General features: G+C 69.4%; 25 protein-coding genes, 1 tRNA gene and 2 pseudogenes. 16 read left to right on the top strand and 12 right to left on the bottom strand.

What is annotated here, in order from left to right; genetic code table 11:
• The first annotated feature begins 37 nt into the window (after nucleotides 1–37).
• From proC to DJ73_RS12535, 9 genes are all read left to right on the top strand, one after another.
• Complete coding sequence (proC, locus tag DJ73_RS12575; protein WP_094522340.1) at nucleotides 38–814, top strand: pyrroline-5-carboxylate reductase; 777 nt, start codon at nucleotides 38–40, stop codon at nucleotides 812–814.
• The gene (gene proB / locus DJ73_RS12570; protein ID WP_094522341.1) at nucleotides 804–1,694 is read left to right on the top strand and encodes a glutamate 5-kinase; all 891 of its coding nucleotides are present in this window, start codon (nucleotides 804–806) and stop codon (nucleotides 1,692–1,694) included. Before proC ends, proB begins: the two co-directional genes overlap by 11 nt.
• Nucleotides 1,687–3,021, top strand: a complete 1,335-nt coding sequence (locus DJ73_RS12565) for a glutamate-5-semialdehyde dehydrogenase (protein WP_094522342.1) — start codon at nucleotides 1,687–1,689, stop codon at nucleotides 3,019–3,021. The genes proB and DJ73_RS12565 overlap by 8 nt, the downstream gene beginning before the upstream one ends.
• A gap of 200 nt (nucleotides 3,022–3,221) precedes the next feature.
• Nucleotides 3,222–4,055 (top strand): MBL fold metallo-hydrolase, encoded by an 834-nt coding sequence (locus DJ73_RS12560; RefSeq protein ID WP_094558132.1) that lies wholly within the window; start codon nucleotides 3,222–3,224, stop codon nucleotides 4,053–4,055.
• Between the two features lie 101 nt (nucleotides 4,056–4,156).
• Nucleotides 4,157–5,845, top strand: coding sequence for a hypothetical protein (locus DJ73_RS12555; RefSeq protein WP_094558131.1), 1,689 nt, complete (start codon nucleotides 4,157–4,159; stop codon nucleotides 5,843–5,845).
• Nucleotides 5,846–5,971: 126 nt separating this feature from the next.
• A complete protein-coding gene (locus DJ73_RS12550; protein ID WP_094522345.1) occupies nucleotides 5,972–6,877 on the top strand; it encodes a hypothetical protein in 906 nt (301 codons plus the stop codon).
• Between the two features lie 509 nt (nucleotides 6,878–7,386).
• Nucleotides 7,387–7,767 (top strand): DUF5805 domain-containing protein, encoded by a 381-nt coding sequence (locus tag DJ73_RS12545; RefSeq protein WP_094558130.1) that lies wholly within the window; start codon nucleotides 7,387–7,389, stop codon nucleotides 7,765–7,767.
• Nucleotides 7,760–8,794, top strand: coding sequence for a tyrosine-type recombinase/integrase (locus DJ73_RS12540; RefSeq protein ID WP_094558129.1), 1,035 nt, complete (start codon nucleotides 7,760–7,762; stop codon nucleotides 8,792–8,794). The genes DJ73_RS12545 and DJ73_RS12540 overlap by 8 nt, the downstream gene beginning before the upstream one ends.
• A 311-nt stretch (nucleotides 8,795–9,105) precedes the next feature.
• Nucleotides 9,106–10,200 carry a radical SAM protein gene (locus DJ73_RS12535; RefSeq protein WP_094558128.1) on the top strand — a complete coding sequence of 365 codons (1,095 nt, stop codon included), beginning with the start codon at nucleotides 9,106–9,108 and terminating at the stop codon, nucleotides 10,198–10,200.
• 64 nt (nucleotides 10,201–10,264) lie between these two features.
• On the opposite strand, the gene DJ73_RS12530 is transcribed toward DJ73_RS12535, so the two are convergent.
• The 4 genes from DJ73_RS12530 to DJ73_RS12515 all read right to left on the bottom strand — a co-directional run bounded on the left by DJ73_RS12530 (nucleotide 10,265) and on the right by DJ73_RS12515 (nucleotide 13,033).
• On the bottom strand, nucleotides 10,265–11,068 hold the full coding sequence (locus DJ73_RS12530; protein ID WP_094522353.1) for a MarR family transcriptional regulator: 804 nt from the start codon (nucleotides 11,066–11,068) through the stop codon (nucleotides 10,265–10,267).
• 214 nt (nucleotides 11,069–11,282) lie between these two features.
• Nucleotides 11,283–12,494: an LEA type 2 family protein gene (locus tag DJ73_RS12525; RefSeq protein ID WP_094558127.1), complete on the bottom strand. Its 1,212-nt coding sequence runs from the start codon at nucleotides 12,492–12,494 to the stop codon at nucleotides 11,283–11,285.
• 52 nt (nucleotides 12,495–12,546) lie between these two features.
• Complete coding sequence (locus DJ73_RS12520; RefSeq protein WP_094522355.1) at nucleotides 12,547–12,744, bottom strand: DUF5800 family protein; 198 nt, start codon at nucleotides 12,742–12,744, stop codon at nucleotides 12,547–12,549.
• A gap of 106 nt (nucleotides 12,745–12,850) precedes the next feature.
• The gene (locus DJ73_RS12515; RefSeq protein ID WP_094522356.1) at nucleotides 12,851–13,033 is read right to left on the bottom strand and encodes a DUF5786 family protein; all 183 of its coding nucleotides are present in this window, start codon (nucleotides 13,031–13,033) and stop codon (nucleotides 12,851–12,853) included.
• Between the two features lie 220 nt (nucleotides 13,034–13,253).
• Here DJ73_RS12515 and DJ73_RS12510 point away from each other — a divergent pair, with 220 nt between their 5' ends.
• The gene (locus DJ73_RS12510; RefSeq protein ID WP_094522357.1) at nucleotides 13,254–14,486 is read left to right on the top strand and encodes a polymer-forming cytoskeletal protein; all 1,233 of its coding nucleotides are present in this window, start codon (nucleotides 13,254–13,256) and stop codon (nucleotides 14,484–14,486) included.
• A gap of 28 nt (nucleotides 14,487–14,514) precedes the next feature.
• On the opposite strand, the gene DJ73_RS12505 is transcribed toward DJ73_RS12510, so the two are convergent.
• Nucleotides 14,515–15,279, bottom strand: a complete 765-nt coding sequence (locus tag DJ73_RS12505; RefSeq protein ID WP_094522358.1) for a ribonuclease H-like domain-containing protein — start codon at nucleotides 15,277–15,279, stop codon at nucleotides 14,515–14,517.
• Between the two features lie 111 nt (nucleotides 15,280–15,390).
• On the opposite strand from DJ73_RS12505, the gene DJ73_RS12500 reads away from it, so the two are divergent.
• A complete protein-coding gene (locus DJ73_RS12500) occupies nucleotides 15,391–16,155 on the top strand; it encodes an SOS response-associated peptidase (protein ID WP_094522359.1) in 765 nt (254 codons plus the stop codon).
• Nucleotides 16,156–16,190: 35 nt separating this feature from the next.
• Complete coding sequence (locus tag DJ73_RS12495) at nucleotides 16,191–16,472, top strand: hypothetical protein (RefSeq protein WP_094526761.1); 282 nt, start codon at nucleotides 16,191–16,193, stop codon at nucleotides 16,470–16,472.
• A gap of 61 nt (nucleotides 16,473–16,533) precedes the next feature.
• On the opposite strand, the gene DJ73_RS12490 is transcribed toward DJ73_RS12495, so the two are convergent.
• From DJ73_RS12490 to DJ73_RS12475, 4 genes are all read right to left on the bottom strand, one after another.
• Nucleotides 16,534–17,976 carry a small ribosomal subunit Rsm22 family protein gene (locus DJ73_RS12490; RefSeq protein WP_094558126.1) on the bottom strand — a complete coding sequence of 481 codons (1,443 nt, stop codon included), beginning with the start codon at nucleotides 17,974–17,976 and terminating at the stop codon, nucleotides 16,534–16,536.
• Between the two features lie 46 nt (nucleotides 17,977–18,022).
• Nucleotides 18,023–18,796, bottom strand: coding sequence for a prephenate dehydrogenase (locus DJ73_RS12485; RefSeq protein WP_094522362.1), 774 nt, complete (start codon nucleotides 18,794–18,796; stop codon nucleotides 18,023–18,025).
• Nucleotides 18,797–18,848: 52 nt separating this feature from the next.
• Nucleotides 18,849–20,099 (bottom strand): MFS transporter, encoded by a 1,251-nt coding sequence (locus tag DJ73_RS12480; RefSeq protein WP_094522363.1) that lies wholly within the window; start codon nucleotides 20,097–20,099, stop codon nucleotides 18,849–18,851.
• A gap of 86 nt (nucleotides 20,100–20,185) precedes the next feature.
• Nucleotides 20,186–20,866 (bottom strand): thioredoxin domain-containing protein, encoded by a 681-nt coding sequence (locus DJ73_RS12475; RefSeq protein WP_094522364.1) that lies wholly within the window; start codon nucleotides 20,864–20,866, stop codon nucleotides 20,186–20,188.
• 115 nt (nucleotides 20,867–20,981) lie between these two features.
• Between DJ73_RS12475 and DJ73_RS12470 the strand changes: the two are divergent.
• Nucleotides 20,982–21,275, top strand: a pseudogene (locus tag DJ73_RS12470) (DUF5779 family protein); the annotation flags it as partial.
• Between the two features lie 79 nt (nucleotides 21,276–21,354).
• Entirely contained in the window at nucleotides 21,355–22,329 is a 975-nt protein-coding gene (locus tag DJ73_RS12465) for a sugar phosphate nucleotidyltransferase (protein ID WP_094558125.1), read from the top strand.
• A 48-nt stretch (nucleotides 22,330–22,377) separates the two neighbouring features.
• Here the strand turns inward: DJ73_RS12465 and DJ73_RS12460 are convergent, their stop codons facing one another.
• Both DJ73_RS12460 and DJ73_RS12455 read right to left on the bottom strand, forming a co-directional pair.
• Nucleotides 22,378–22,605, bottom strand: coding sequence for a hypothetical protein (locus tag DJ73_RS12460; RefSeq protein ID WP_094522367.1), 228 nt, complete (start codon nucleotides 22,603–22,605; stop codon nucleotides 22,378–22,380).
• A gap of 83 nt (nucleotides 22,606–22,688) precedes the next feature.
• The gene (locus tag DJ73_RS12455) at nucleotides 22,689–24,158 is read right to left on the bottom strand and encodes a DHH family phosphoesterase (protein ID WP_094522368.1); all 1,470 of its coding nucleotides are present in this window, start codon (nucleotides 24,156–24,158) and stop codon (nucleotides 22,689–22,691) included.
• Between the two features lie 193 nt (nucleotides 24,159–24,351).
• Between DJ73_RS12455 and DJ73_RS12450 the strand changes: the two genes are divergently transcribed.
• Nucleotides 24,352–24,425 (top strand) — tRNA-Lys (locus DJ73_RS12450).
• Between the two features lie 202 nt (nucleotides 24,426–24,627).
• On the opposite strand, the gene DJ73_RS12445 is transcribed toward DJ73_RS12450, so the two are convergent.
• Nucleotides 24,628–25,044, bottom strand: a complete 417-nt coding sequence (locus DJ73_RS12445) for a thiol-disulfide oxidoreductase DCC family protein (protein WP_094558124.1) — start codon at nucleotides 25,042–25,044, stop codon at nucleotides 24,628–24,630.
• Between the two features lie 164 nt (nucleotides 25,045–25,208).
• On the opposite strand from DJ73_RS12445, the pseudogene DJ73_RS12440 reads away from it, so the two are divergent.
• Nucleotides 25,209–25,517, top strand: a pseudogene (locus DJ73_RS12440) (HTTM domain-containing protein); the annotation flags it as partial.

Here is a 25,517-nt window from a genome sequence, read left to right as displayed (position 1 = left end):
AGTTGGTTTGACCCTGAGCGTTCTCCGTGCAGGTAACATGACACGCGTGAGCGTCATCGGCTGCGGGAACATGGGGGGTGCCCTGTTGCGCGGCCTCGCGAGAACCGACTCGTATCACCTGACGGCGATCGACCTCGACCCGGACGCGCTCGCGGCCGTCGCGGACGCCGCGGACGAGACGACCGACGACGTGGCGGCGGCGAAAGAGGCCGACGTCGTGGTCCTCGCCGTGAAACCGGACGTCGCCGAGCACGTCCTCGCGGACCTCGACCTGGGCGCCGACCAGCAGCTCGTGACGCTGGCCGCGGGGCTCCCCCGCGAGTTCGTCGCGGAGCGGACCGCGGCGAGCGTGGTCCGGATCATGCCCAACCTCGCGGCGGAGACCGGCGACATGGCCGCGGCGGCGACGAACGAGGGCCTCACCGACGAGGTCCGCGCGATGCTCGACGACGCCGGGGAGTTCGTCGAGGTCGACGAGTCGCTGATGGACGTCTCGACCGCGGTCAACGGGAGCGGTCCCGCCTTCGCTTTCTACCTCATCGACGCGGTGAAGCGGGCCGGGATCGACGGCGGCCTCGAGCCCGAGCAGGCGGAGACGCTCGCCGCGCAGACGTTCAAGGGCGCCGCCGAGACCGTCCTCCGGGACGACCGGAGCGTCGACGAGCTGATCGACGCCGTCTGCTCGCCGAACGGGACGACGATCGAGGGGATGGAGGTCCTCTGGGACAGCGACGCCGACGAGGCAGTGGTCGACGCCGTCGCGGCGGCCGAGGAGCGCTCGCGGGAACTGGCCGAGGCGTTCGATGACGAGTGACGGCGTCGCGGTCGGGGCGGTGGACCCGGACGCCGTCGACCGCGCGCGGACCGCGGCCGCCGAGGCCGACCGCGTGGTCGTGAAGGCGGGGACCAACTCCCTCACCGACGATGACTCGCGGCTCGACCGCGTGAAGCTCGACAAGCTCGTCGCCGACGTGATGGACCTTCGCCGGCGCGGAAAGGAGGTCGTCCTCGTCTCCTCGGGCGCCGTCGGCGCCGGCATCGGTCGGCTCGGTAACGGCGGCGGGACCGCCGCGGTCGACGTCGACATCGACCGGGGAAGCGACGTGATCGACGAGCGCCAGGCGCTGTCGACGGTCGGTCAGAGCCTCCTGATGCGCCACTACACGCAGAGCTTCGACCGCTACGACCAGCCGGTCGCGCAGATCCTCGTGACCGGGGCCGACCTCGACGCGCCCGAGCGGTTCGACAACTTCACCAACACCGTCGAGACCCTGCTCGAGTGGGGCGTCGTCCCCGTCATCAACGAGAACGACGCGGTCGCGACCGACGAGCTGCGGATCGGTGACAACGACATGCTGTCGGCGTCGGCCGCGATCGCGCTCGACGTCGACCTGCTGGTCACGCTCACCGACGTCGAGGGGGTGTACACCGGGAACCCGAAGCGCGATCCGGACGCGACCGTCATCGAGGCGGTCGGAGCGAACTACGACGCGGTCCGGGAGCTGGTCGGCGACAGCACGGCCACCGACTTCGGCGGGATACAGACGAAAGTCGAGGGCGCCCGCGACGTGGCGGAGAGCGGCACCCCCGGAGTGATCGCCGGCTCGGCGACCCGGGACGTCTTAGAGCGGATCGCAGCCGGTAAACCGACGGGCACGCTATTCGTCCCGACAGCGGGTGAGACGAATGAGTGAGACAACGGAAATCGAGCGCGACACGGACGAGTTGGTCGAGCGGAGCCAGCGGGCCGCCCTGCGGCTCGCCAACGCCGACGAGGCGACCCGGGACGACGCGCTCCGGGCGATCGCCGACGCGCTCCGCGCGAACGAGGCCGAGATCCTCGACGCGAACGCGCGGGACGTCGAGGCGGCCGCGGCGATGTTGGAGCGCGGCGAGTACACGCAGGCGCTCGTCGACCGCCTGAAGCTCGACGCCGCGAAGCTCGACGACATCGCCGGGATGGTCGAGTCCGTCGCCGAGCAGACCGACCCCCTCGGTCGGACGCTCGCGGCCCGCGAGCTCGACGAGGGGCTGGAGCTGTACAGGGTGTCCGTGCCGATCGGCGTGGTCGCGACCGTCTTCGAGTCGCGGCCGGACGCGCTCGTCCAGATCGCGGCCCTCGCGCTGAAGTCCGGCAACGCCGTCATCCTCAAGGGCGGCAGCGAGGCGAGCGAGTCGAACCGCGTCCTCCACCGGGTGATCCGCGAGGCGACCGCCGACCTCCCCGACGGGTGGGCGGGGCTCGTCGAGGCCCACGAGGAGGTCGACCGCCTCCTCGAACGCGACGACGCGGTCGACTTGGTGATGCCGCGGGGGTCCTCGGAGTTCGTCTCGTACATCCAAGACAACACCCAGATCCCCGTGCTCGGCCACACGGAGGGCGTCTGTCACGTCTACGTCGACGACGACGCCGACCTGGAGATGGCCGCCGACGTCGCGTTCGACGCGAAGGTCCAGTACCCGGCGGTGTGTAACGCGGTCGAGACGCTGCTCGTGAACGAGGCGGTCGCGCCCGACCTACTCCCGGAACTGGTCGACCGCTACGAGGCCGCGAACGTCGAGCTCCGCGGTGACGCCGCCACCCGCGAGATCGTCGACGTCGGCGCGGCGACCGACGACGACTGGGACGCGGAGTACGGCGACCTCGAACTCTCGATCAAGCTCGTCGGCGACGTGTTCGAGGCGGTCGACCACGTCAACGCGCACGGCTCGAAACACACGGAGTCCATCGTCACCGAGGACCGGTCGGCAGCCGACGCGTTCATGACCGGCATCGACGCCGCGAGCGTCTTCCACAACGCCTCGACGCGCTTCGCCGACGGCTACCGCTACGGGCTCGGCGCCGAGGTCGGCATCTCGACCGGCAAGGTCCACGCGCGCGGCCCGGTCGGGCTGGAGGGGCTCACCACCTACAAGTACTACCTGGAGGGCGACGGGCACCTCGTCGCGAGCTACAGCGGCGAGGACGCGCTCCCGTTCTCGCACCGCGAGCTCGACGCCGAGTGGGAGTTCGGCGGCTGAGAGACGCGCTCACACCACCGTTTTTCGTCGATTCTCGTTCCGTGCGTTCGCGTCCCAGTCCGCTTCGGATTCGGGCGCTATTTTATATAGCGATATACGGTTTATGGGACTGGTCTCGGACACGTTTCTGACCCCGTGTGCGAGTCGGAATTTTGGCGCACTCCGGAATCATTACCCCGCGCGCCCGCACAGCGTGGGACATGGCCGACTCCGACTGGGGCGACTGGCTGCCGCGCGCGGTCGCGGACGCCGACCCCGACACGGTTGCGCTGTGGTACTTGGGCTGTAACGGCTTCGCGATCAAGGGCAGCGAGGGCACCGTCCTCTGGATCGACCCCTACGTCGGGACGGGCGACCCGCCGCGCACGGTCCGGATGATCCCGGTGCCCTTCGACCCCGCCGACATCGACGTGGCGGACGCGGTGCTCGCGACCCACGAACACACCGACCACGTCCACGGCCCCTCGCAGGCGCCGATCCTCGCGAACACGGACGCGGACTTCGTCGCCCCCGACGACTCGCTCGCGGTCGCGCGAGAGGACGAAGAGTGGACCGCACACTGGGACGTCGACGGGGAGGCGTTCCTGGAAGTGACCGAGGGCGACGAACTGCGGATCGGCGAGTTCACGGTCCACGTCGTGGAAACGCACGACTCGGACGCCACGCACCCCGTCGGCTACGTGATCGAGCACGACGCCGGCACCGTCTTCCACGCCGGGGACAGCAAGCCCTCGGCGTCGTTCCCGGCCCTCGCCGACGAGTTCGATATCGACCTCGGGATCCTCGCGTTCGGTTCCGTCGGTAACATCGCCGACAAGGAGACCGGCGAGCCCGTCCGTACGAAGTGGTACAGCGACGAGAACGAGATCGCGAAGACAGCGAGCGACCTCGAGCTGGACCGGCTCGTCCCGACGCACTGGGACATGTGGAAGGGGCTGACCGCGGACCCGACCGCGCTCCACGACCACGTGCGGAGCTTCGAACACCCGAACCGGCTGGAGATAGTCGAGATCGGCGACCGGATCGACCTGTAGGCGGACCGGCCGAGACGGGCGAAACGCCTCCCCCACCCGGGGTTATCAACCCCGAAACCCGGCCCGTGGAATTTAAGCCCCTGCTCCGGGAGGGACTGATTATGAGCGAACGGACGGCAGAAGCGACGACGACCGTCGACGAGGACGGTATTCGCGTCGAGAAATCCTTCACCGACGACGCGTTCCCCGTACCCGCGGTGATGTACGAGCTCTCTTCGACCCGCGAAGAGCCCGTGCGCGTGCGCATCGTCGACCGGATCCCGGAGTCGTTCCCGATGGACCGCATCGGGTTTCACCCGGAGTACGAAAGCGAGAACTGGACGGCGTACAAGGACCACCGCGTCGAGTTCGAGCGCGTGCTCGACCCGGGAGACGAGATCGAGACCGTGTTCGGCATCCGCGACGACGATCCGGACCTCGACGGCTTCCTCGGCACGCCGGTGATCGAACACGTCCCGGTCGGCGAGGAGATCGAGGACGTCCTCGGCACCGGCGACACCGACGCCGTCAGGGAAGTCCTCTCGGGCGACCGCGCGACCCTGCCCGGCATGGAGGGGTCGGTCGCGGAAGAGGAGGGCGCGGAAGCGGCCGATTCCGACGCGGAGGCGGACGCGGAAGCGGAGACCGTCGCCGAGGCGGATCCGGAAGCGGAGACCGCCGCCGAGGCGGACGCCCCGGAACCCCGGACCGTCACCGCGGGCGGCAGCGCGGCGGTGACGATGCACGACGAGACGGGCGACGACGGAGTCGACGACACGGAGCAGGCGGCGGAGTCGAGAGCGGATGACACGACAGAGGCGAGCGACGCTGACGAGGCGGCCGAAGCGGCCGCAGCGACAGACTCGACAGACGCCGACGACGCGACCGAAGAGTCTCCGGAATCGGACGAGTCCGCCTCCGACTCCGCCCCCGATCCGTCGCCCGAGAGCGGTCTCGCGGCCGCGCTGGCGGCCGAGATCCGCGCTGGCGACGTCGCGGACGAAGATCTCGAGACCATCGGCGAGGAGCTCGACGTCGGCGTCCCGCGGAGCGTCGACGTCCGCATCTCGCGGCTCCAGTCGAGCGTCGCCGACATCGAGGCGTACGCGGACGCGCTCGCGGAGTTCATCGACGGCGAGGGGACGGCCCGTGAGATCCTCGACGAGCTCGACCGAAAGGTGGAGACCGTCGAGTCGGAGATGGCGGCGCTCGACGACAGGGTCGACGCGGCCGACGCGGACCGCGATGACCTGCGCGAGACGGTCGGTCGGGTGGACGACTCCGTCGAGACCGTCTCGACGGAGGTCGACGGCGTGACCGAGCGCGTGGACGGCGTTTCCGAACGCGTCGACGGCGTGACCGAACGCGTCGACGGGGTCGAATCGACCGTCGAGGACGTCGAAGGCACCGTCGAGGGCGTCGAAGCCAGCGTCGGCGACGTGGAGGCGACGGTCGAGGAGGTCACCGACGACGTCTCGCGGATCGACGCGGAGACGGACGCGCTCGACGAGGCGCTCGACGACGTCGGCGACGACGTGGAGACGCTGTACGAAGAGGTCGACGACGCCGCCGCCGCGGCAGAGGCGACGGCGGACCGCGTCGAAGACGTGGAGTCCCGGCTGGGCCGCTTCGACGAGGAGTTCGACGACCTGTGGGACGACCTCGCGGAGGTCGACACCCGGCTGACGGAGATCGAAGACCGGCTCGGCGAGGACATCGACGACGTCGAGACGGAGCTCGAATCCATCAACGACCACCTGGAGGAGCTCGAGGCGTTCCGCAAGCGGCTCAACGAGGCGTTCGGACCGTAACGGCGCCCTCTCGACCGAATTCGCTCTATTCGTTCGTTCCGATCCCGACCGCTGTTCCCGTCGGATCGCCGTTCTCCCCCGACCGAAAGCGCAACCCGTTTTAGCCGCGGTGACGCAACTCGGGTAATGAGCGAACCGGTACCGGTCGCCGTCCCGCGGAAGGGCCGGCCCCTCGAAGCGGTCCTCGAACGGATCGCGGCCGTCGGCCGCGAGGACCGGCTGGAAGGGCTCGCGGACGGCGTGAGCAACACGCTCCGCTACGAGAAGGCGATCACGAAAGGCCGCGTCGAGGCGGACGACGGCCCCTACGAGCGGCTGGCCGAGTACTCGGACCCGCACGCCGCGTCCGAGCCGGAGTTCACGCTGCTCCGCGACGACCGGGACGGGAAGCCCCGCCGCATCGTCTTCGACGCGGCGACCGTCGACCTCGGCGATGTCAGGCTGAAGCTCGTCGGCCGCGAGGAGCCGTTCCGCGCCCTCCGGACCCATGAGTTCGCGCTCGGATTCGATTCGGCGGACCTCGTGCTGGAGGAGGTCGTCGGGATCCGCCCGGAGGGGCTCGGCGAGATCGCCGACATCAACGAGCGGATCGACCCGGTCGACACCGACGTCCGCGTCGTCAACGGGCTCGGTGACACCGTGTACCACACCCTGATGGCCCGACCGGAGCGGATCCAGCCGGGGACCGACCTCGACCGCGCGTTCCTCGCCGGCTACGAGGGGCCGCTCTGTATCTCGCCTCGGTACGAGCGGCTCGTTACCGCGGTGCTGGGGACGGACGCGCTCGACGGCGTCGAGTTCGTCTACCCGGACCCCGACGAGGAGGAAGAGGCGGGCATCGCCCGGGCTGGCGTCGGCGTCTATCTCACCGTCACCGGGTCGACCGCCCGCGATCACGGCCTCGTCGTCGGGGAACACCTCTTCCCGAGTGAGACCGTCCTGATGCGGAACGCGGTCGAAAGCGACCCGCGGGTCGAGCGCGCGATAGCTGCCCTCGACGTCGAGGACGCCGCCTCCGAGATCCGAATCTGATCTCCACTGTTTCTATAGCAACATACGATACATCTGTTGCGGACGACCCGTGAGACGGGGCCCTCTGCTTCTTCAGTGAGGAGGCGCCAACTCTCATGCCGGGTGAGACGACGAGAGGACCCCTCAGTGTGAGGGACGGGCACTCGCTCCGGGAGCCGACCAGGGCCGGTCGACGCGGCGCTGTGCGCTTCTCAGCGGCGCGGTGGTCGCAGTGGGAATGAAAACTCGAAGGGACGCGTCTCGACGCGTAGGCCAAACCGAAAAGCGAGAGCGCGGCCTCCTGAGCGAGAGGTTCTACTCGAGTTATGTTCCGCAGTATCCGGCGGTTTTGAGAACGGCCCCTATAATATATCCCATATTCTAGGACTAATATACGATCAGTAAGTCCTAGAAACCAAGATAGACACATCTTGGCGCCGCATCGAGAGACCTATAACTCAGTATAAGTGACTTTATCCGGAATTGTGGGATAGATTGAAGTCGGCGGCCGGAGAAGCCGAATCCGAACGATGAGCGACGATCGCCGCTCGGTGAAGACGTACGTTCCCGCCGAGCAAAAGGATCGGTGGCGAGACCACGCGGACGAGCTCGGGATGTCACAGAGCGAGTTCGTCAGGACGATGGTACAGGCCGGACGCCGCGGGTTCTCGACGGACGATTCCGGGAAGCCGGCCGAACCCGATCCTTCCGGGTCTGACCCCAGGGGTGACGGCCTCGAAACACGGGTGGAAGCGGCCCTCGCCGACGGGCCGCTCTCGTGGGAGGAACTCACCGAGGCGGTGGTCGGCGATTTCGAGGACCGGTTGGAGGGCGCGCTCGACGAGTTACAGGATCGCAACCGCGTTCGGTACAACGGCCGGAAGGGCGGGTACACTCTCACCGATGAGTAGTGCCCGCGCGCCGGACGAGGTCTCGGACCCGGTGGGGTACTTCATCGAGGACCTCACGTATCACGGGAAGACGGAGCGCACCCGCGAGTCTTACGAGCGCGTCCTCCGTCGATTCGAGTCGTTCCTCGGCCCGGAGACGACGCCCGCGGCGGCGACGCACCGCGACTGCATGTCGTTCGTCCATTCGCTGCGCGGCGACGTGGCGGACAGCACGGTGGCGACGTACGCCGCCTACCTGCACCGGTTTTACGGATACATGACCGAGGTCGGCGTCTTCGAGGGGAACCCGATGACGCTCGTGATGGAGGAAATGGACGAGACGGTCGATAAGGACCCCGCTCGCCGAGACATTCCCGTGCCGGTGATGCGGGAGTTCGTCGCCGAGATCCGCCATCCGCTCCATCGGGCCCTCGTCGTGACGCTTCTCAAGACCGGGATGCGGGTCGGAGAGTGCTGTAACCTCGATCTCCGCGATCTCGCCGTCGACGACGCCGAGATCCGAGGCGAGTACGACCTCGGAACGCGTCACGTCCTCGCGGACCGCCCGAATTCGCTGTACGTGACGCCGGACGCGACCGTCGGCGAAGAGCTGAACGGCGAGGTGCGGACGGCGTCTAACAAGCGGAAGCGCGGGACGGTGATCCCCGTCGACGAGGAACTCGCCCGAACCCTGAAGCGCTGGCTGGCGATCCGCCCCGACAGCCCCTCGCCGGCGGACCCCCTGTTCCTCGGGACGGCGGAGGGATGGGGCGAGCGGCTCGATCCGCAGGCGGTGCGACACGTCGTCGAGCGGTACGCCCGCGATGCGGGCTGGTACCGGACGGGCGGCGGCGCCGCCGAGAACGTCACGCCCCACTACTTCCGGCACTTCTTCACGACGCACCTGCGCGACAGGACCGGTGACCGCGGCGTGGTCAAATACCTGCGGGGCGACGTCGCCGACGACGTGATCGACACTTACACGCACAACTGGGGCGATCAGGTCCGGGAGACGTACGAGGCGAACGTCTACCGACTGTTGGGATAGTTTCGGGGACCGAATCGTATTTTGTTGGCTTGAAAGCAACGTGGATCGCGTCGCGAGTCGGACGTATAAATCATATGCCGCTATACGAATTTTCGCCCACGTCTGAATTCACGCTGTCCCCCCGAATCCCTCAGAGAGAACGGGAAGAGCGGCGCTCCCCGGAACGCCGATCGCACATCGTCGGTACGCGTTTCTCGATGACCGATCGCAGGCGGAGCGAGGGCTGAGCCGCGGTCGGGGAAGCGGGACGTTACCTGAACACGTTCGGGGTATTCCCCAAGGGGGCAAAGGTCGTAGCGCGGGACGAGCACATGTTCGACGACTTCGACGTTGACCGGCGTCCCTTCGTCCTGATCTGGGAGGTGACGCAGGCGTGCGGCCTCGCCTGTCGTCACTGTCGGGCGGACGCGAAGCCGGAGCGTCACCCCGACGAGCTGACGACCGCCGAGGGGAAGCGGCTCCTCGACGACGCCGCCGAGTTCGGCGACGGCCAACTGGTCGTCCTGTCGGGGGGCGACCCGCTCGCCCGGGAGGACCTCACGGAATTGATCTCGCACGGCGACGACCTCGGCCACCGCATGACGCTTACGCCGAGCGGGACGGCATCGCTGACCCCCGACCGCGTCGAGGCGCTCGCGGAGGCCGGCGTTCAGCGGATGGCGGTCAGCCTCGACGGCGCGACCCGAGAAAGCCACGACCGGTTCCGCGGCGAGCGGAGCTTCGGCGATACGGTGACTGCGGTCCGAGCGGCCCGGGAGGACGGGCTCCCGCTGCAGATCAACACCACCGTCTGCGCCGAGACCGTCGAGGAGCTCCCGGCGATTCGCGATCGGGTCCGCGACCTCGGCGCGGTTCTCTGGAGCGTCTTCTTCCTCGTGCCCGTGGGCCGCGGGCGGATCCTCGACCCGATCTCCCCGGAGCGCGCGGAGGCGGTCATGGAGTGGCTCCACGACGTCGCCGAGGCGGAACGGTTCGGCGTCAAGACCACGGAGGCGCCGTTTTACCGCCGGGTCGGTCTTCAGCGCGACGGCGACGACGCCGGGGTCCGTCGACGCGGCGGCATCACGGCCGGCCGGGGGTTCGCCTTCGTCAGCCATACCGGAGAGACGTACCCGTCGGGGTTCCTCCCGAAGTCCGCGGGCAACGTCCGGGACCGGTCCGTGGTGGACATCTATCGGAACTCGGGCCTGTTCGAGTCGCTCCGGGAACCGGATCAGTTCGCGGGCAAGTGCGGCGCCTGCGAGTTCCGACGGGTCTGCGGCGGGAGCCGCTCCCGGGCGTTCGCGGCGACCGGGGACCCGACCGGAAGCGACCCGCTCTGTCCGTACGTGCCGGAGGGGTTCGACGGTAAGCTACCGACGAGGTTGGAAGGCGAGAGTCGGGGCGTCACCGACGCGGCGGATTGAGAGGGCGTATCGAGACCGCACCGTCGCCGTCTTGTTCGGCGGCGACCGCGGGCCGAACGCCCGATCAGCGGTCGTCCGAATCGAGTACCCGGTGCGGGATGTTCCTGTCGCGGAGTTTGGACGTGTGACGCGGGATCTCGTCTGTAACCGCCACCAACAGGACGTCGAGGCCGAGCATGCCGGCCTCGGCGACGCCATCGGCGGTTCCGAACCGGACGTCCGGGGTCGCGTCGCTCCGGGAAACGAGCGCGTACGCCTCCGTCCCGGCGACCGCGAGAAGCCCGCCTTCCGGGACGTGATCCGATATCACGTCCGGATCGGGCGGGGCCTCGTCGGTGACGGTGGGCACGGGAAGCACGGAAACGGTCCCGGTGTCGTAGTCGACGACGCCCTCGAAGTCGGCGACGCCGACGGCCTCGCCCTTTTTAGCGCTCGTGACAGTGACCGCGGTCGCGGTCCCGCCCGAGGGGTCGGCGTGGAGGACGCCGTCCCGCATCACCAGTCCGACCTCGCTCCCCTCCGCCACGTTCCCGAGCGCGATGGCGGCGTCGACCTCGACGCTCCCGAGGACGTCGGAGTTCACTCGCTCGAGGTACGTCTCCAGGTCGTCGGTCCGGGAGATGAGCCAGTCGACGCCCTCCTTGGTCACCTCGTACCGGCCGCGACCTCCCTTCTCGACGTATCCGGCCTCGACGAGGTCGCGAACGTAATCGCTGACCGCCTGCGAGGTCACCCCGATCGTCTCGGCTATCTCGCCCTGACTCACGGCGGGCTGGCGGGCCGCGATCTCCACGAGCACCTGATACCGCGTCGCGCTCCGCTTGTTCTCGAGGACGTCCGGCGATCCTCCGCCATCGGCGTCGGCCATTATCGGCTGTTCGGCGGCCGCAAATAAAGTAGTGTTGTATATCTGGCGGCCCGTTTGCGACAGACGAGCCTGCTCGCCGATCGATGAAAACAGCGTTTCATTCGGAGGGGGTCGATCGCGTCGACCGCGGTCGCGTCGTATGGCTCGACGCCGCGTACGAGCGGGCGTCACGTCGGTCGCTCCCGACTATCAGTCAGAGATACCGGCGGCGGTCCTACAGCGGGAGGACGCCGTCGTCGCCGTCGTCCGACCCGTCGTCGGTGGTGTCGTCGGTGGTGTCGTCGTCGGTTGCGTTCCCGTCGTCAGTGGTGTTGCCGCCGGTGGAATCCCCGTCTCCCGAGGTGTCGTCGGTGGCGCTTCCGTCGTCGGTATCGTTTCCGCCGTCGGTGTCGTCCGTGCCGGACCCGTCGCCCTCGGTCCCGCTCCCGTCGGTGTCGCCCGAGCCCCGAACGTCCTCGCCCTCGTCGAAGATGTCGGTCTCGATAGTCTCCTCGTAGGTCAGCTCGTCGAGCGGAACGGTGACCTCCTCTCCGCCCGGGAACTCGATGACGGCGTAGAATTCGATCCGGAGACCGCTCACCTGGTGGCCGCGGACCTCCTCGTCGAGGTGCGTGACCCACCACTCGTCGAGCCGGCGGTTCTGGAGCGCGGTCGTGAACTCGATCGTCTCGGAGCTCCGCGAGGGGATCACGTACCCCTCCTCGGTCCGTCCCGTGGCCATCTCGACCCCGTTCATCGTGACGTCGTAGCCGATCTCAGTGACGACGTACGGTTCGAGGTTCGGGTTGTACACCGTGAACGCCATGTCGATGGGCGTCTCGGCCTCGCTGACGCTCCCCCACTCGCCCCGCGTCTCGTTGACGTAGAGGACGGGATCGTCCGTCAGCGCGCTGTCGGCGTTCACCGGTCTGGTCTCGTTCGAGTCGAAGGCGCCGAGCAGGTCGGTCGTTATCTCGCGGTCGCGACTGAACTCCACGGTCCGCCCGAGCAGGTCCGAGGTGACGCTGGCGTCGATGCCGACCTCGGTCCGCTCGCCGTTGCGGACGTGACTGACCCACCACGGCGGGATCGCGTCGTTCCGCAGTTCCGTTTCGAGGGGGACGGTGGAGTTGCCGGCGTCGACGGAGACGCCCTCGCGACCGCCCTGCGCCATCTCGATGTCGTTCATCGACACCGTGTAGTTCACCGAGACGCCGTCGAGCCCGACGCCGATCGGGTTCGGATTCGAGACGACCAGGTCCGTCTCGACCTCGGTGGTCTCGTTCGTCACGTCGCCGAAGGTGTTGTCGACTGTCGCGACGCTCGGGACGCCGAGCATCCCGACGGCGAACGCGCCGCCGACGGCGCCCACGAGGACCAACAGCCCGACGAGAGCGGTCCGTAGTTTCGAACTCGTGAGCGCGGAGAGAACGGTGCCGATACTCATACCGCGGCGGAACCGACCGTCGCGTAAAATCGTACCGCTTCGCGGAGCCGCCTTACAAGACGTCGCCGATCCGGACGGGCTCGCCGTCCAAGTCGGGCTCCTCGGCCACGATCTGTAACACCTCGTGGTCGGTGACGTCGCGGAACCCCTTGCCGGTCGCCTCCTCGATCAGGTCCTTCTCCAGCTCGAACTCGGTCCCCTCGTAGACGACGTCGACGCCGTCGTCCGTGAAGGTCAGGTCTGTGCTCATGGGCCGTCGTAGGCGTCGACCGGATAAAAGGAGCGTGACACGGCCTCGGTCCGGCGCTCGCGGGTCCCCGGTCGCCGGTCTCGATTCGGCGAGGGGGCGGTGGCGATTACTCCTCGTCGCCGTCGTCTTTCATCTCCGAGAGCCGCCCGACCAAGTCGTCGGTGGACGCGCCGCCCTCGATGGACACCTCGCCGTCGTGGTCGTGCTCGTGGACGTTCACCGCGGCGTCGTCGTCGGTGTCAACGTCCTGGTTCTTCTGCTCGCTCTCGTCGTACGATCCGAATCCCATACCTGACCCATCCGCGCCGGACTCAAAAGGGTAGTGACCTGCCGACGATCCGAGGGGGAGTCGCACGCGCGGCGCTGGGGGTCGACCGCTCGGGCGGGACCGACCGCTCGGGCGAGACCGACCGCTCGCGCCCGCCGGGGCGTCGACCCTTCCGCGCCGGCGTCCGACGCGCGTCGGACGTCCCCACACGGTTTATACGCGCGGAGGGAGTTCTCCCGGTGTGTCGCTGCGAGGGGACGGTCCGATAGAGGAGCTCGCGGTCCCGTCCGGGACGACCGTCGAGGAGCACGACCTCGTCGTCGACGGCGACGTGCTCGTCGGCGGCCAGTCGACGGTGGAGTTCGGCCTGCGCGGGCGCAACGTCGCCATCGGCGAGCGCGTGCGCGTCGGGAACGACATCGAGGCCGAGGGCGACTGCCGGCTCGACACGTGGTGTACCGTCGACGGCAACGTGCTCGTCGGCGAGGACGCGTACCTCGGCGAGCGGGTCACCGTCACCGGCCGGCTGATGGTCTCCGGGGACCTCGACATCGGCGACGACGTGTCGATCGAGGAGGGGTTCGAGGCGAACGGCTGGATCGTCATCCGGAACCCCGTCCCAACGATCGTCTTCTACTTCATCGTCCTCTCCCAGCTCCTGCGGGTCGGCGAGACCGACGCGGCCGACGAGCTCGCGGAGGCGCTCGCCGACGGCGACGACGTGCGCGACCCCCTGTTGGTGCCGCGCGGCGCCGAGATCTCCGACGACGCGTGGCGCGTCTCGACGCCCGCGACGGTCGGGGACGACTGCCGGCTCCACGGCAACCTCCGGGCCGAATCGGTACACGTCGGCGAGCGCAACGAGGTGTTCGGCTCCCTCCGCGCCCGCGAGGGCGTGACCGTCGGCGCCGACACGGTCATCCACGGCGACGTCACGACTCGCGGCGGGACGGTCACCATCGAGGCCGGCGCGCGGGTGCTCGGCGACGTCTCGGCGGGCGACCTCGTCGTCCACGACGGCGCCGAGATCGACGGCTCTCTCCGGGCGCGCGGCGAAATGAAGCTGGTCCAGGAGGCGGGAGAGGAGTCGGACGAGGGCGTCGAAGCGGCCGACGACGGCGAGGACGCCGCCGAGAGCGACGAGGAAGGCGCCGGGGAGGAAGAGAGCGCCGGAGGCGAGGAAAGTGCTGAAGACGGAGAAAGCACCGTCGACGAGGAGAGCGCCGGAGACGACGACGCGGCCGAGTCCGACGAAGCGTCGGACCCCGACGGGGAGTCGGTGCCAGACGAGGAGTCGGATCGCGAAGACCCGCCGATCGTCAGCGCGGAGGCGGCCGCGGGGGAGGAACCGGAGAGCGACGGCGAGTCGGTCTCCGAGGAGACCGACGCGACTCCTGACGGGAACGGTGAGGAGGACGGTACGGGCTCAGAGACGGCCGAGGCGCCGGTCGACCCCGACGCGGAGCCGACGTAGCCGCCGTCGAGCCGTCGGGCCTCGCTCGTTAGCGCTCCGCGGCGGCGCCGACGAACACGTCCTCGTGGAGCCGCTCGCTGACGACGTCGGCGAGCGTTCGGAGGTTCTCGGTGTCCTCGCGGTTGTACGAGACGAGGGTGTCGAGCGCGTCCGCGTCCCCGCGCTCGTACTCGCGCCAGAGCCGGACCGCGTCCCGGCCCGACAGGTCCGGGCGGTCGCGGTCGATCCCGATCTCCTTCTCGATGGGTTTCAGCCCGCCGGAGAGCCCGATCCGCTTGCAGGGGTACATGAGGTCGAGATGCGGCGTGTCGACGTCGATCCCGAAGGAGGCCTCCAAGAAGGGCACGTCGAACCGCGCGCCGTTGAACGTCGCGAGCAGGCTGGCGTCGGCGAACTGCTCGCGCAGGCTGTCGGCGGTGAGGTCGTCGCCTGCGACGAGCGTCGTCGTCTCCCCGTCGCGGTGGAAGCTCACGGTCGTCACGCGGTCGCGGTGCTCGTCGAGCCCCGTCGTCTCGATGTCGAAGAAGCAGGTCTCCTCGCGGAAGTTCTCGTAGAGCCGCCAGCGCTCCCCGCTCGGGAACGTCCGGTCGAAGTAGGCCGCGTCGCCGTCGTCGAGGCGCGTCAGCGCCTCGGCGATGAACGACTCGATCCGGTCGGCGGTGGTCGAGCCGACGCCCGCGACGTCGACCGCGGGGTCGAACGCCTCCCAGGTGGTGACGCCCTCGCGCCAGAGCCTGCGCTCCGTCGTCTCGCCGACTCCCTCGACCGGGATGAAGCTGTTCTCGATGCGCATACCCGACCGCGGCGGCGCGCGGGCAAAAACCCGACGGGAGGCGGCGCGGGTGGGGACCGACGCCGAGGCCGACCGTTACTTAAGTATCGGCGGCGCCAACATCCGCTATCAATGTGCGGCCGCTATACGCTTTTCACCGCCGCCGCCGACTTGGAGGCCCGGTTCGGCGCCGACTTCGGCGGCGTCGAACCCAGCTACAACTGCGCGCCGGGCCAGGAGCTCCCGGTGATCACGGACGAGGACCCGACCGCCGCGACGCGGATGGAGTGGGGACTCACCCCCTCGTGGGCGGACGAGTCGTTCGGCCTCATCAACGCCCGCGCCGAGACGGTCCGCGAGAAGCGGAGCTTCGCCGACGCCTTCGAGCGACGGCGGTGTCTCGTGCCCGCGGACGGCTTCTACGAGTGGGTCGACGGCGGCGGACCGAACGGAGCCAGTGAGCGGAGCGGATCCGGCGGACGGGGCGGCTCCGGAAAGACGCCCTACCGGGTCGCGTTCGAGGACGACCGGCCGTTCGCGATGGCGGGACTCTACGAGCGGTGGGAGCCGCCCGAGCCCGAGACGACGCAGACTGGGCTCGGGGCGTTCGGCGGCGGGTCGGCGGAGAGCGACGACGGCGAGACCGACGGCCCCGTGGAGACGTTCACGATCGTTACGACCGAGCCGAACGACCTCGTCACCGGCCTCCACCACCGGATGGCGGTACTCTTGGCGCCGGACGAAGAGGAGACGTGGCTCCGCGGGGACCCCGACGAGGCCGCCGCGCTGCTGGACCCGTACCCGGCCGACGAGCTCACGGCGTACCCGGTGTCGAGCCGGGTGAACTCGCCCGGAGTCGACGCGCCGGAGCTGATCGAGCCGGTCGGCGGGAAGTAATCCTTTTTTACCTATTTTCCAAATGAAAGGACAGCATGCCCTCCACCCTGCAGATCGGTGTCGCCGGCGGTCCGGAACTGCTCGTTGCCGCCCTCCTCCTCGGGATACTGGTCGTTCCGGCGCTGCTCGTGTCCCTGCTCGTCTATCTGGACGCCACGGACCGGAACAGCCGCCACGCGATCGCGTGGACGCTCGCCGCGCTGTTCGGCGGCGTCGTCGTCTGGGTCCTCTACTTCGCCGTCCGCGACGAGGTCGGTCCGAGCGGGTCGGCCGTGAACGGCGGTCCGAACGGGTCGACCGCGAACGGTCGTCCGTGATCCCGGGGGAGGGCGATCGGCGTTCGGTCGCCGTCGCGTCGCGACGGAGGCCGACCGGTCCTCAGGGCGCGACCAGGTCGACGACCGTCTCGTCGTCGACGACCACGTTGTACGCGTCCTCGTCGTCGTTCCAGAGCACGAGGCCGTTCTCGACGAAGACGACCGCGCCGTAGTCGGCCCGCCGGAGGTCCTCGTTGAGCACGGTCTCGCGCGTGCAGACGAGGTAGTGATCCACGGTCTGCGAGCCGTCGCCGACGCGGTAAAGGGCGTTGTCGCCCGCGCTGAGGTCGTGGCTGAGCTTCACCGCGAGAAGGTTCACGCGGTCGGTGACGTGCTCCTCGGAGTCCGCCATCCGCGCGCAGCGGCCGTCGTTCGCCCGGACGTCGACCCGGCGTTTCCCGTCCGGTCGGAGGATCGCGTACGCGAACTGCACGTCGACGTTGACGAACTCGCCCGGCTCGTCGGTCGCGCCGCGGTCGGCGCCCTCGTCGAGCCGCCGCTGGAACGGGGGCGCGTCGAGGTCGTCGGCGACGTCGAACGACCAGCCGCAGTCGGAGGGCGTCGCATCCGGCCACAGCCGGACGGTCGGCGAGTACGTGTCGACGTCGCTCGTCGGCGTGACGACCGCTCGCTCGATCTCCCGGAGCCCCATCGCGGTGTTGCGGTCGGCGGGCGCGAAGGCGGCGACGCTCCCGTCGTCGGCGAGTCGGTCGAGCGCGGCGTCGACCACCGCCACCGGGTCCGCGAGCTCCGAGAGCACGTTCCCGAAGACGACCAGATCGAAGGGGTCGTCGGACGTGAACTCCGCGTCTCTCCCGCCGGTTCCGAGGAACGACTCCGCCGTCGTCTCGTGGATCGTCGCGCGGAAGTTGCGGCCGGTCTCGTCGAGCAGCCGGTCGAGGACGTCGGCCGCGGCGCTCGGCTCGACCGCGTGGTAGTCGACGACGGCGTCGTCTGGGAGGTAGTCGTGGAGGCCGAGCGCGGGCCCGCCCACGCCGGCGCCCACGTCGAGGACGCGGAGCGTCCGGTCGAGCAGCCCGTTCTCCGCGAGGTCGTCGAGGACGTACCCGATCGTCGCGTAGTAGGCGGGGAGGTGGTATATCGCGTAGCCGAGCGCCGCCATCCGACCGTACTCGACGTCGTTCTCGTAGAGGTAGTCGGTCTTCAGCCGCCGGACCGCCTCGCGGAGCTCCGCGCCCGACTCGCCGCGGTGCCAGTTCGCGCCGAACTCGGCGACGAGGAGGTCTTCGAGGGCGAACGCGTAATTTTCGGGGAACGCCGTCGGCGACCACTCGGAGTCGGGGATCGGCCCCTCGGGGACCGGCTCGAAGCTCCCGTCGTCCCGCTCGCGGAGCCGGAGGTCGAACGCCTCCTCGCGGAGCGTCTCGCGGACGACCGCCGGGTGCGGCGTCCCCTCGACGTACTCCGCGATCTCCTCGGGGTCGATCGGCCTGACGTTGCGCAGGTAGTTGGCGTTGTTCCGGACCGCGTCTCTGTCTATCATGGAATCACTGTTGTGGTCGGTCTGCTCACTCGTGGTCGTCGGTCGGTCACTCGTGTCGCTCCCGTCCCTCGCGGTCGCCGCGCGCCGCCTCGTACAGGTCGGCGAACTCGTCCGAGTCGGCGTCGGCGATCTCGCGGGCCGCGGCGGCCACGTCGTCGGCGCCGTCGAAGGCGCGCTGGATCTCGGCGTACACGCCGGGCGCGCCCTCGGTGACGGTGTCGGCGACGTCGTCGAGCGCGGCCGAGACGGGCGTGTGGAACTCCTCGCGCACGTCGTCGCCCGCGAGCCGCCACGCGAGGACGGCCGCGTGCGCGCCGGCCTGCACCGTCTCCATCGCCCGGTCGTGTTCCGCGGCGGTCGTCTCGAACACCTCGTTGCCGCCGGCCTCGATCGCGGCCGCGATCCCCTCGACGACCGGGCCGCCCTCGTCGACCACGCAGGCGACGTTGCCCGGGACCCGCGGCGGCGCGAACAGGGGGTGGAAGCTCGCGCGTTCGAGCCCCGGCGCGTGCTCGCGCATCGCGGCGACCGCGTCGGTCATCTCGCCGGAGACGTCGAGGATCGCCTGATCCGCGCGGGGCGCGTACGCCTCGACCGCGGCCGGGACCGCCGACATCGGCACCGCGAGACACACCGCGTCGTGGGTCGTGTCGCCGTCGACCGGGACCGTCGTCGCGTCCCGCGAGGCGGCGGCGTCGCGGGCGACGTCCGGGTCGCGGTCGGCGAACGCGAGCGTCGCCTCTACCGGCGACTCGTCGGCCGACACCGTGTCGGCGATCCACCGGCCGATCTCGCCCGCGCCCGCGACGAGTATGTCCATCGGTTGCCCGAACGGAGGGCGCGCGAGGCTTAAAAAGGCTCGACTCGGCGACCTACTCCGAGGTCGAACGCTCGGCGTCGCCGCGGAGCCCGAGCAGGCCCTCGCCCGGCGCGAGCGCCCGCACGGCCGGGAACAGCGCCAGCGCGATGGCGAGCTCCAGTCCGCCGACCGCGAGGAACGCCGGCGTGTAGCCGAACGCCTCCGTGGCGCTCCCACCGACGAGGAAGCCCGCGAGGAACCCGAGCGAGCCGAACACGTTGAACAGCCCCATCGCCGCGCCGCGGGCCTCGGGCTCGACGAGGTCGGTGACGAGCGCCATCGTCGCCGGCGCCATCAGCGCGCCGCAGACGCCGACGAGGACCATCAGCCCGGCCGCGAGCGGGTAGACCGGCGCGACGCCGACGCCGACGGTGGCGACCCCGTAGGCGACGGAGCCGACCACGACTGGCAGGAACCGCCCCACCCTGTCGGAGAGCGATCCGAACGGGGACTGGAGCAGCGCGAACGGGACGAAAAAGAGCGCGAGCGTCGCCCCCGCACCGGCCGCCGAGAGGCCGAACGTCCCCGGGTCCTGGAAGTAGTAGACGCCGACCAGCGCGAAGAAGCCGGCCGTGAGCCGGTCGACGAACCCGAACGCCAGCGGAACCAGGAGCCCGCGCGTCGTCCGGGCCCGCGAGAGCACGTGACGGAAGCCGGCGTCCTCACGGCTGTCCTCGACCGACCGCCCGGGCGTCGCCGTCGAGTCGTCGACGGTCGACGCGAGCAGCCCCGCGACCGCCAGCACGGCCGCCCCGGCGTACACCGGGTAGAAGGGGTCGAGGTCGGCGAGCGCGCCGCCGACGACGGAGCCGACCGCCGCGCCCAGTCCGATCGCCGTGCCGGCGGCGCCCATGTTCCGCCCGTTGCCGCCGCGCAGATCCATCAGCGACGTGATCGCGAGCGAGAACGCGCCGATCGTGAGCGCACCGCCGACGACGCGGACGACGAGGGCGGCTCGGAATCCGAGTCCGAGCCCCGGAACCGCCGCCAGCGCGAGGTAGGAGGTCGCCCCGCCGAGCGCGCCGGCGACGATCAGCGGGACCCGCTTCCCGAGCGCGTCGCTGGCGGCCCCCCAGACGACCGCGAAGGAGACGAAGGCGCCGAACTCCGCGACGAGGAACCACATCCCGGCGTCGATGCCGGCCGGCGCGCCGAGGGCGACCACGAGGTCCGGCACGCCGGGGTAGAGGAGTACCTGCGATATCAGCACCGCGAGCACGACGGCGCCGAGCAGCCGTCGCTCCCCGCGGTCGTCGTCGCTCATTGCCTTATAAAACGAGTCGAACGGGCAAAAGACCGACGCTACGGGGTCATCGGCGCGAGATACGGGAGGGGGCGTCGTCGTCGCGACTACAGCGCCTCGTCGATCGCCGCCCCGACGGTCGCGGCCTCGTAGGTGTCGACCGGCTCGCCGTTCACGAATATCGTCGGCGTCCCCTCGACGCCCATCGACGTTCCCTCCGACCTGTCGTCCGCCGACGCCTCCCCGTACGCCGCGAACCGCGCGTCCGACATCGCCGCACAGGGGTCAGCGCCCGCGGCCTCGGCGGCGGCGCCGATCGCCTCGCCGCTGTAGCTCCCCTGCGACTCGTAGGCCGCCGAGGCGAACTCGAAGAACGCCTCGGAGCCGTTCCGGGCGCCGACGCCGCGGGCCGCGCTGGCGACGGGGACCGCCCACGTCTCGTTGACGGGGATCGGGAAGTCCCAGTGTTCGTACCGGATCTCGCCGGACTCGACGTACTCCTCGCGGATCGCCGGGAAGTGATCGAGCGTGTAGCTCGCACAGTGACCGCAGGTGAAGTCCTCGAACGCCCGAACGACCACGTCTGACTCGGGGTCGCCGAGGGTCGGCCGGTGGTCGAGGTTCGGGTCCGACGGCTCCGCCAGGTCGCAGTCGTACTCGCCGGTGTCGAGGTCGACGCCGCTGAGGTCGAGGGTAGTGCCGCCGCCTCCGCCGCCGAGACATCCCGCCGCGCCGACGACGCCGACCGACGCCGCGCCCGCGAGCAGGGACCGCCGCGTGCGTTCCATGTTGCCCGCTGGGGCCGGAGCGCACTTAACGACTCCGCGACCGGGCGGTGGCGCCCGGCGTGCGACGCACTCGGCGGGTCCGAACGTTTTTGCCGCCGCCTCGCGACCCTGAGGTATGAGCGACTGGGACCTCGACTTACGCGACGCCGAAGAGCAGATGGACGAGGCGTTCGCGGCCGCCGGCGACGTCGTCCTCGGCGTCCTCGACGGCACCACCGATCCCGAGGAGTGGGTCCGCAGCGTCGACTACGGGAACACGCTGGTGTTGTCGATCGACGGCGACCTCAACGAGCTCGCCGCCGGCTTCGCCCGCGAGGTGAAGGACATGGGCGGCGAGCTGATGCACTTCCGCGGGTTCCTCGTGGTCACTCCGCCGGGCGTGAGCATCGACACCGAACGCCTGAGCGACTAAGACGAAGCCGCCGCCTGCGTTTTCGGTGGTTGACACGAGCAAAAGAAGTATGTCACCGGGGTGAGACGGGGGTGATATGAAAGCCGTCGTACTCGCGGGGGGTTACGCCACCCGACTCTGGCCGATCACCGAGCACCGACCGAAGATGTTCCTCCCGGTCGGGGAAAACACCGTCATCGACGAGATATTCGAGGACTTCGAGGCGGACGACCGCGTCGACGAGGTGTTCGTCTCCACGAACGAGCGGTTCGCGGACACGTTCGACGAGTACCTCAGCGACAGCCCGTTCGAGAAGCCGACGCTCTCGGTCGAGGAGACCGTCGAGGAGGACGAGAAGTTCGGCGTCGTGGGAGCGCTCGAACAGCTCGTCGACCGCGAGGGAGTCGACGACGACCTCGTCGTCGTCGCCGGCGACAACATGATCAGCTTCGATCTCGCCGAGTTCGCCGACTTCTTCGAGTCGAAGGGGGCGCCGACGCTGGCCGCCTACGACGTCGAGGACCGCGAACGCGCCAAGTCGTACGGGCTCGTCGAACTCGACGGCGACGAGGTCGTGAACTTCCAGGAGAAGCCCGACGACCCGAAGAGCACGCTCGTCTCCATCGCGTGTTACGCGTTCCCGGCGGAGACGCTCCCCGACCTCTCGACGTACCTCTCGGACGGGAACAACCCCGACGAACCGGGCTGGTTCCTCCAGTGGCTCCAGGGGCGCGGCCCGGTTCACGCGTTCACCTTCGACGGCGCGTGGTTCGACATCGGCACCGCCGACAGCTACCTCGACGCGGTCGAGTACGCGCTCGAGGGCGGCACGCTCGTCGCCGACGACGCGACCGTCGAGGGGTCCGACCTCGGCGACGTGGTCCACGTCATGTCGGGCGCGACCGTCACCGACTCGACGCTCGACCGCTCGGTCGTCTTCCCGAACGGGACGATCACCGACTCCGATATCCGTAACTCCGTCATCGACGAGGGCGTCACGCTGGAGGGCGTCAACCTCTCCGGCGCGCTGATCGGCTCGTACACCTCGATCACCGACGGCGACGACTTCTGACCGACGGCTTCTGACCGACGGCGACCGAACCGCTCGTCGGGTGCGACGTTACCTGCCTTCCGACCGCTCGCCCGCCGAGCCGCCGGCCTGTCGGTGGGTGTGGTGATAACAGTCGAGCGCGGGGCCGTCGCCGTCGCTCGCGGGATCGAAGCACACACGCTGATACCGCTCGTTGTCGAGCAGGTTGACGACGAACCCGTCGGCGTGGCGAGACACCGACTCGTAGGGATCGCCGCAGGCGGGGCAGGCGTCCGGCGTGTCCTCGGGAACGTGCATGGTGATCGCGCAGCCGCGTAGCTCCGGGTACGGGTCAGACGAGTAAAACGGATCCGGCGGTGGAGGCCGAACCGGTAGCTGGTTTACGACCCGTTCCCGCCGTCGCTCCCGCTCCCGCCTTCGACGCCGAGCGCGTCGAACAGCTTCCGGCGGACCGCCTCCTCGGTGAGGTGGAGGAGGGTGTCGCGGTTCTCGCCGCTCGCCTCGATACCGGTGAAGATGCCGAGCGGGATCTCCAGCGACCCCTGCGTGGAGTGACCGGCGGCGTCGCCCATCTCCGAGAACGCCTCGTCGAGGACGTTCCCGATGTTCAGGCGGATGTCCTTCGAGCGCGCGGCGAGGTAGATTGTGTCGTCGGCGATCCCGAGGACGGCGGTCGTCGTGATCCCCTCCAAGTTCAGCAGGTGTTGGGCGGCCTGCGCGAGCGCCTCCCGGTCCCGGATGAAGCCGGCCGTCGAGAAGAGGTGGCTCCCCTGCACCTCGCGGTTCTGGATCGCCTCCGCGAGCACGTCCAGCGTCTCGGGGCTCATCGACGGCGACTCCACCTGTTCGAGCGTGTCGTGGTTCGCGAACGGGTGGAGGTACGCGGCCGCGGTCAGGTCCGCGGGCGTCGTGTCCCGCTTGAAGTCGAGCGTCTCGGCGCGGATCCCGTACAGGAGCGCGGTCGCGACCGCCTCGGTCGGCGACTGGTCGAACTCCTGGAGGTACTTCGTGAGGATTGTCGACGTCGAGGAGACGTTGGTCCGCACGTCGACGAACCGGGCGTCGAACGGGACGTCCGCCTTCAAGTGATCGATGTACACGTCGATCCCGACGTCGAAGTCGAAGCCGTCGTCGGCCGACTTCGCGAGGTCGACCGCGGCGACCGTCTCGTACTCCGAGAGGTCGGGCGCGTCCGACCGCGCCACGAGGTCGATCCCGAGGAGGTTGACGAACGCCCGGTTCTCCTGGTGGCCCACGTCCCCCGAGTAGAGGATGTCGGCCTCGACGCCGAACGCGTCCGCGATCGCCTGGAGCGCTGTCGCCGACGCGATCGAGTCCGGCTCCGGGTTGTCGTGGGTCAGGATCGCCATCCGGCCGCCGCCCTCCTCGATGATCTCCGCGAGCTGGCGCGCCATGTACTCCAGCTCGCCCGTTTCGAGCGACTGGAGGGCGCTGTCGGCGATCACCGTCGAGGGGTTGATCACCACGTCGGCGCCGCGGTCGCGGAGCTCGTCCTCGCTGACGGGGTCGGAAGCGCGGACGACGACGTAGTGGTCGCCGCCGACGTCGCGCACCGCCGAGACGGCCGCCTTGTTCGCCTCGACGTCGCTGGCGAGGATCAGCACGATGTCACGGTCGTCGAGCTCCGCGACCACGTCGGGCTCGGCGATGTCCTGCACGCGGGCGTTGAGGTCCTGGTCGCGGAGCGCCTCGACGCGGCTCTCGTCGCGGTCGAGGATGAGCACGTCCTTGCCGCGGTCCGTCAGCTCCTCCGCGACGGCGTGTCCGACGCTTCCACAGCCGAGGATCGCGTATCGGGTCCGCGCGGATCCGGATGCCCCACTACTCATTGCACGTGATTTCCCCGGGACCACACTTAACGAGTGCGCTCTCCGCGTGGGACGGGGAGCGGCGCCGGCTTCGGGCGACTCCGACGACGACGCTGGCAGGGGGACCCACCGACGAGAAATGACCGTGACACCGCGTGAATCGACGCCGCCGAATGAAAAGGTCTTTTACGCCGACACGGGTAGAATTCGGTGAGGGCCGGTAGCTCAGTTAGGGAGAGCGACGGACTCTTAATCCGTCGGTCGCGTGTTCAAATCGCGCCCGGCCCGCTTCTGCGAGGAGCACTCCGCGACGAGCGAAGCGATTCGCGCGATTTGAAGTAGAGAAGTCGCAGCGCGAGCGAAGCGAGCGATCGTCTTCTCGTAGTTCAACATTCGCGCCCGGCCCGCTTTCTGAAGGACGGATACCGAGTCAGCGAGCGATGAGCCACTCAGGTAGCCGTCGCAGCGCGAGGGGCCCGAGCGAGCCCGCTCACTCCAAGAACCGCGACTGGACGTCTTCGGACGGCATCATACACCGGTCCTTCTTGCCGAACCACCGGTATCGGTGGTCGGCGACGAAGTCGTAGAGACGGTCGCGGACCGATCGGGGCAGGTACCGGAACGGCGAGAGGAGCCGGTAGAAACCGCCCAGTCCCGTCGCGATCCGGAGTATCGCCGCCGACTTGACGTAGCTCTCTCCGTCCTGGATCAGGACGACCGAGTCGAGCTCGTCCCTCGGCAGGTCGTGCTCGGCCAGCAGCGCCTGTCCGACGTCGGACTGCAGTGAGGCGAACCGGTACTTGCCCTCGTCGTCGCGCGGGAGAATGAACTGCACGAACCCGCTACAGAGGTTGCAGACGCCGTCGAAGAGCACGATCGCGTCGGCCTCAGCGGTCTCTGCGTCCATCGGTATGGTCGTACGCACCCGCCCCAGTTCACGCTTCCGGTCGCCGCGGCCCCGACTGTATCCCGCTCGCGGCCGACGCGGCGAGAGTCAAACGAACGTTTCAATATACAACAAGCTTATCCCGGCCGAACTGAGATTCCTGCTGAACTCTCCGCTACGAAATTATGGAACGAACGCCCTCCACCGACACCGCTCGGTCCCGACTCTCGAACGCCGTCGATCGGCTCTCCGCGGCGCTCGCCGCGCGAGTCGCGGTCGACCTGCGCGCGCTCGCCGCCTTTCGGATCGGGCTCGCGACGCTGTTGCTCGCCGACCTCGCGCGGCGCTCGCGTTCGCTGACGGCCTTCTACACCGACTACGGCGTGCTCCCGCGACGCGCGTACGTCGTGGACTACTCGACGACTCCCTTGCCGCACACGCTCTCGGGGGAACCGTGGGCCGCGGCGCTGCTGTTCGCCGTCGCCGGCGCGTTC

Source organism: Halorubrum sp. Ea1, assembly GCF_002252965.1.
Classification (GTDB): domain Archaea; phylum Halobacteriota; class Halobacteria; order Halobacteriales; family Haloferacaceae; genus Halorubrum.
Note: the sequence above shows the minus strand (reverse complement) of the source record. Positions and strands in the feature narration are given on the sequence as shown.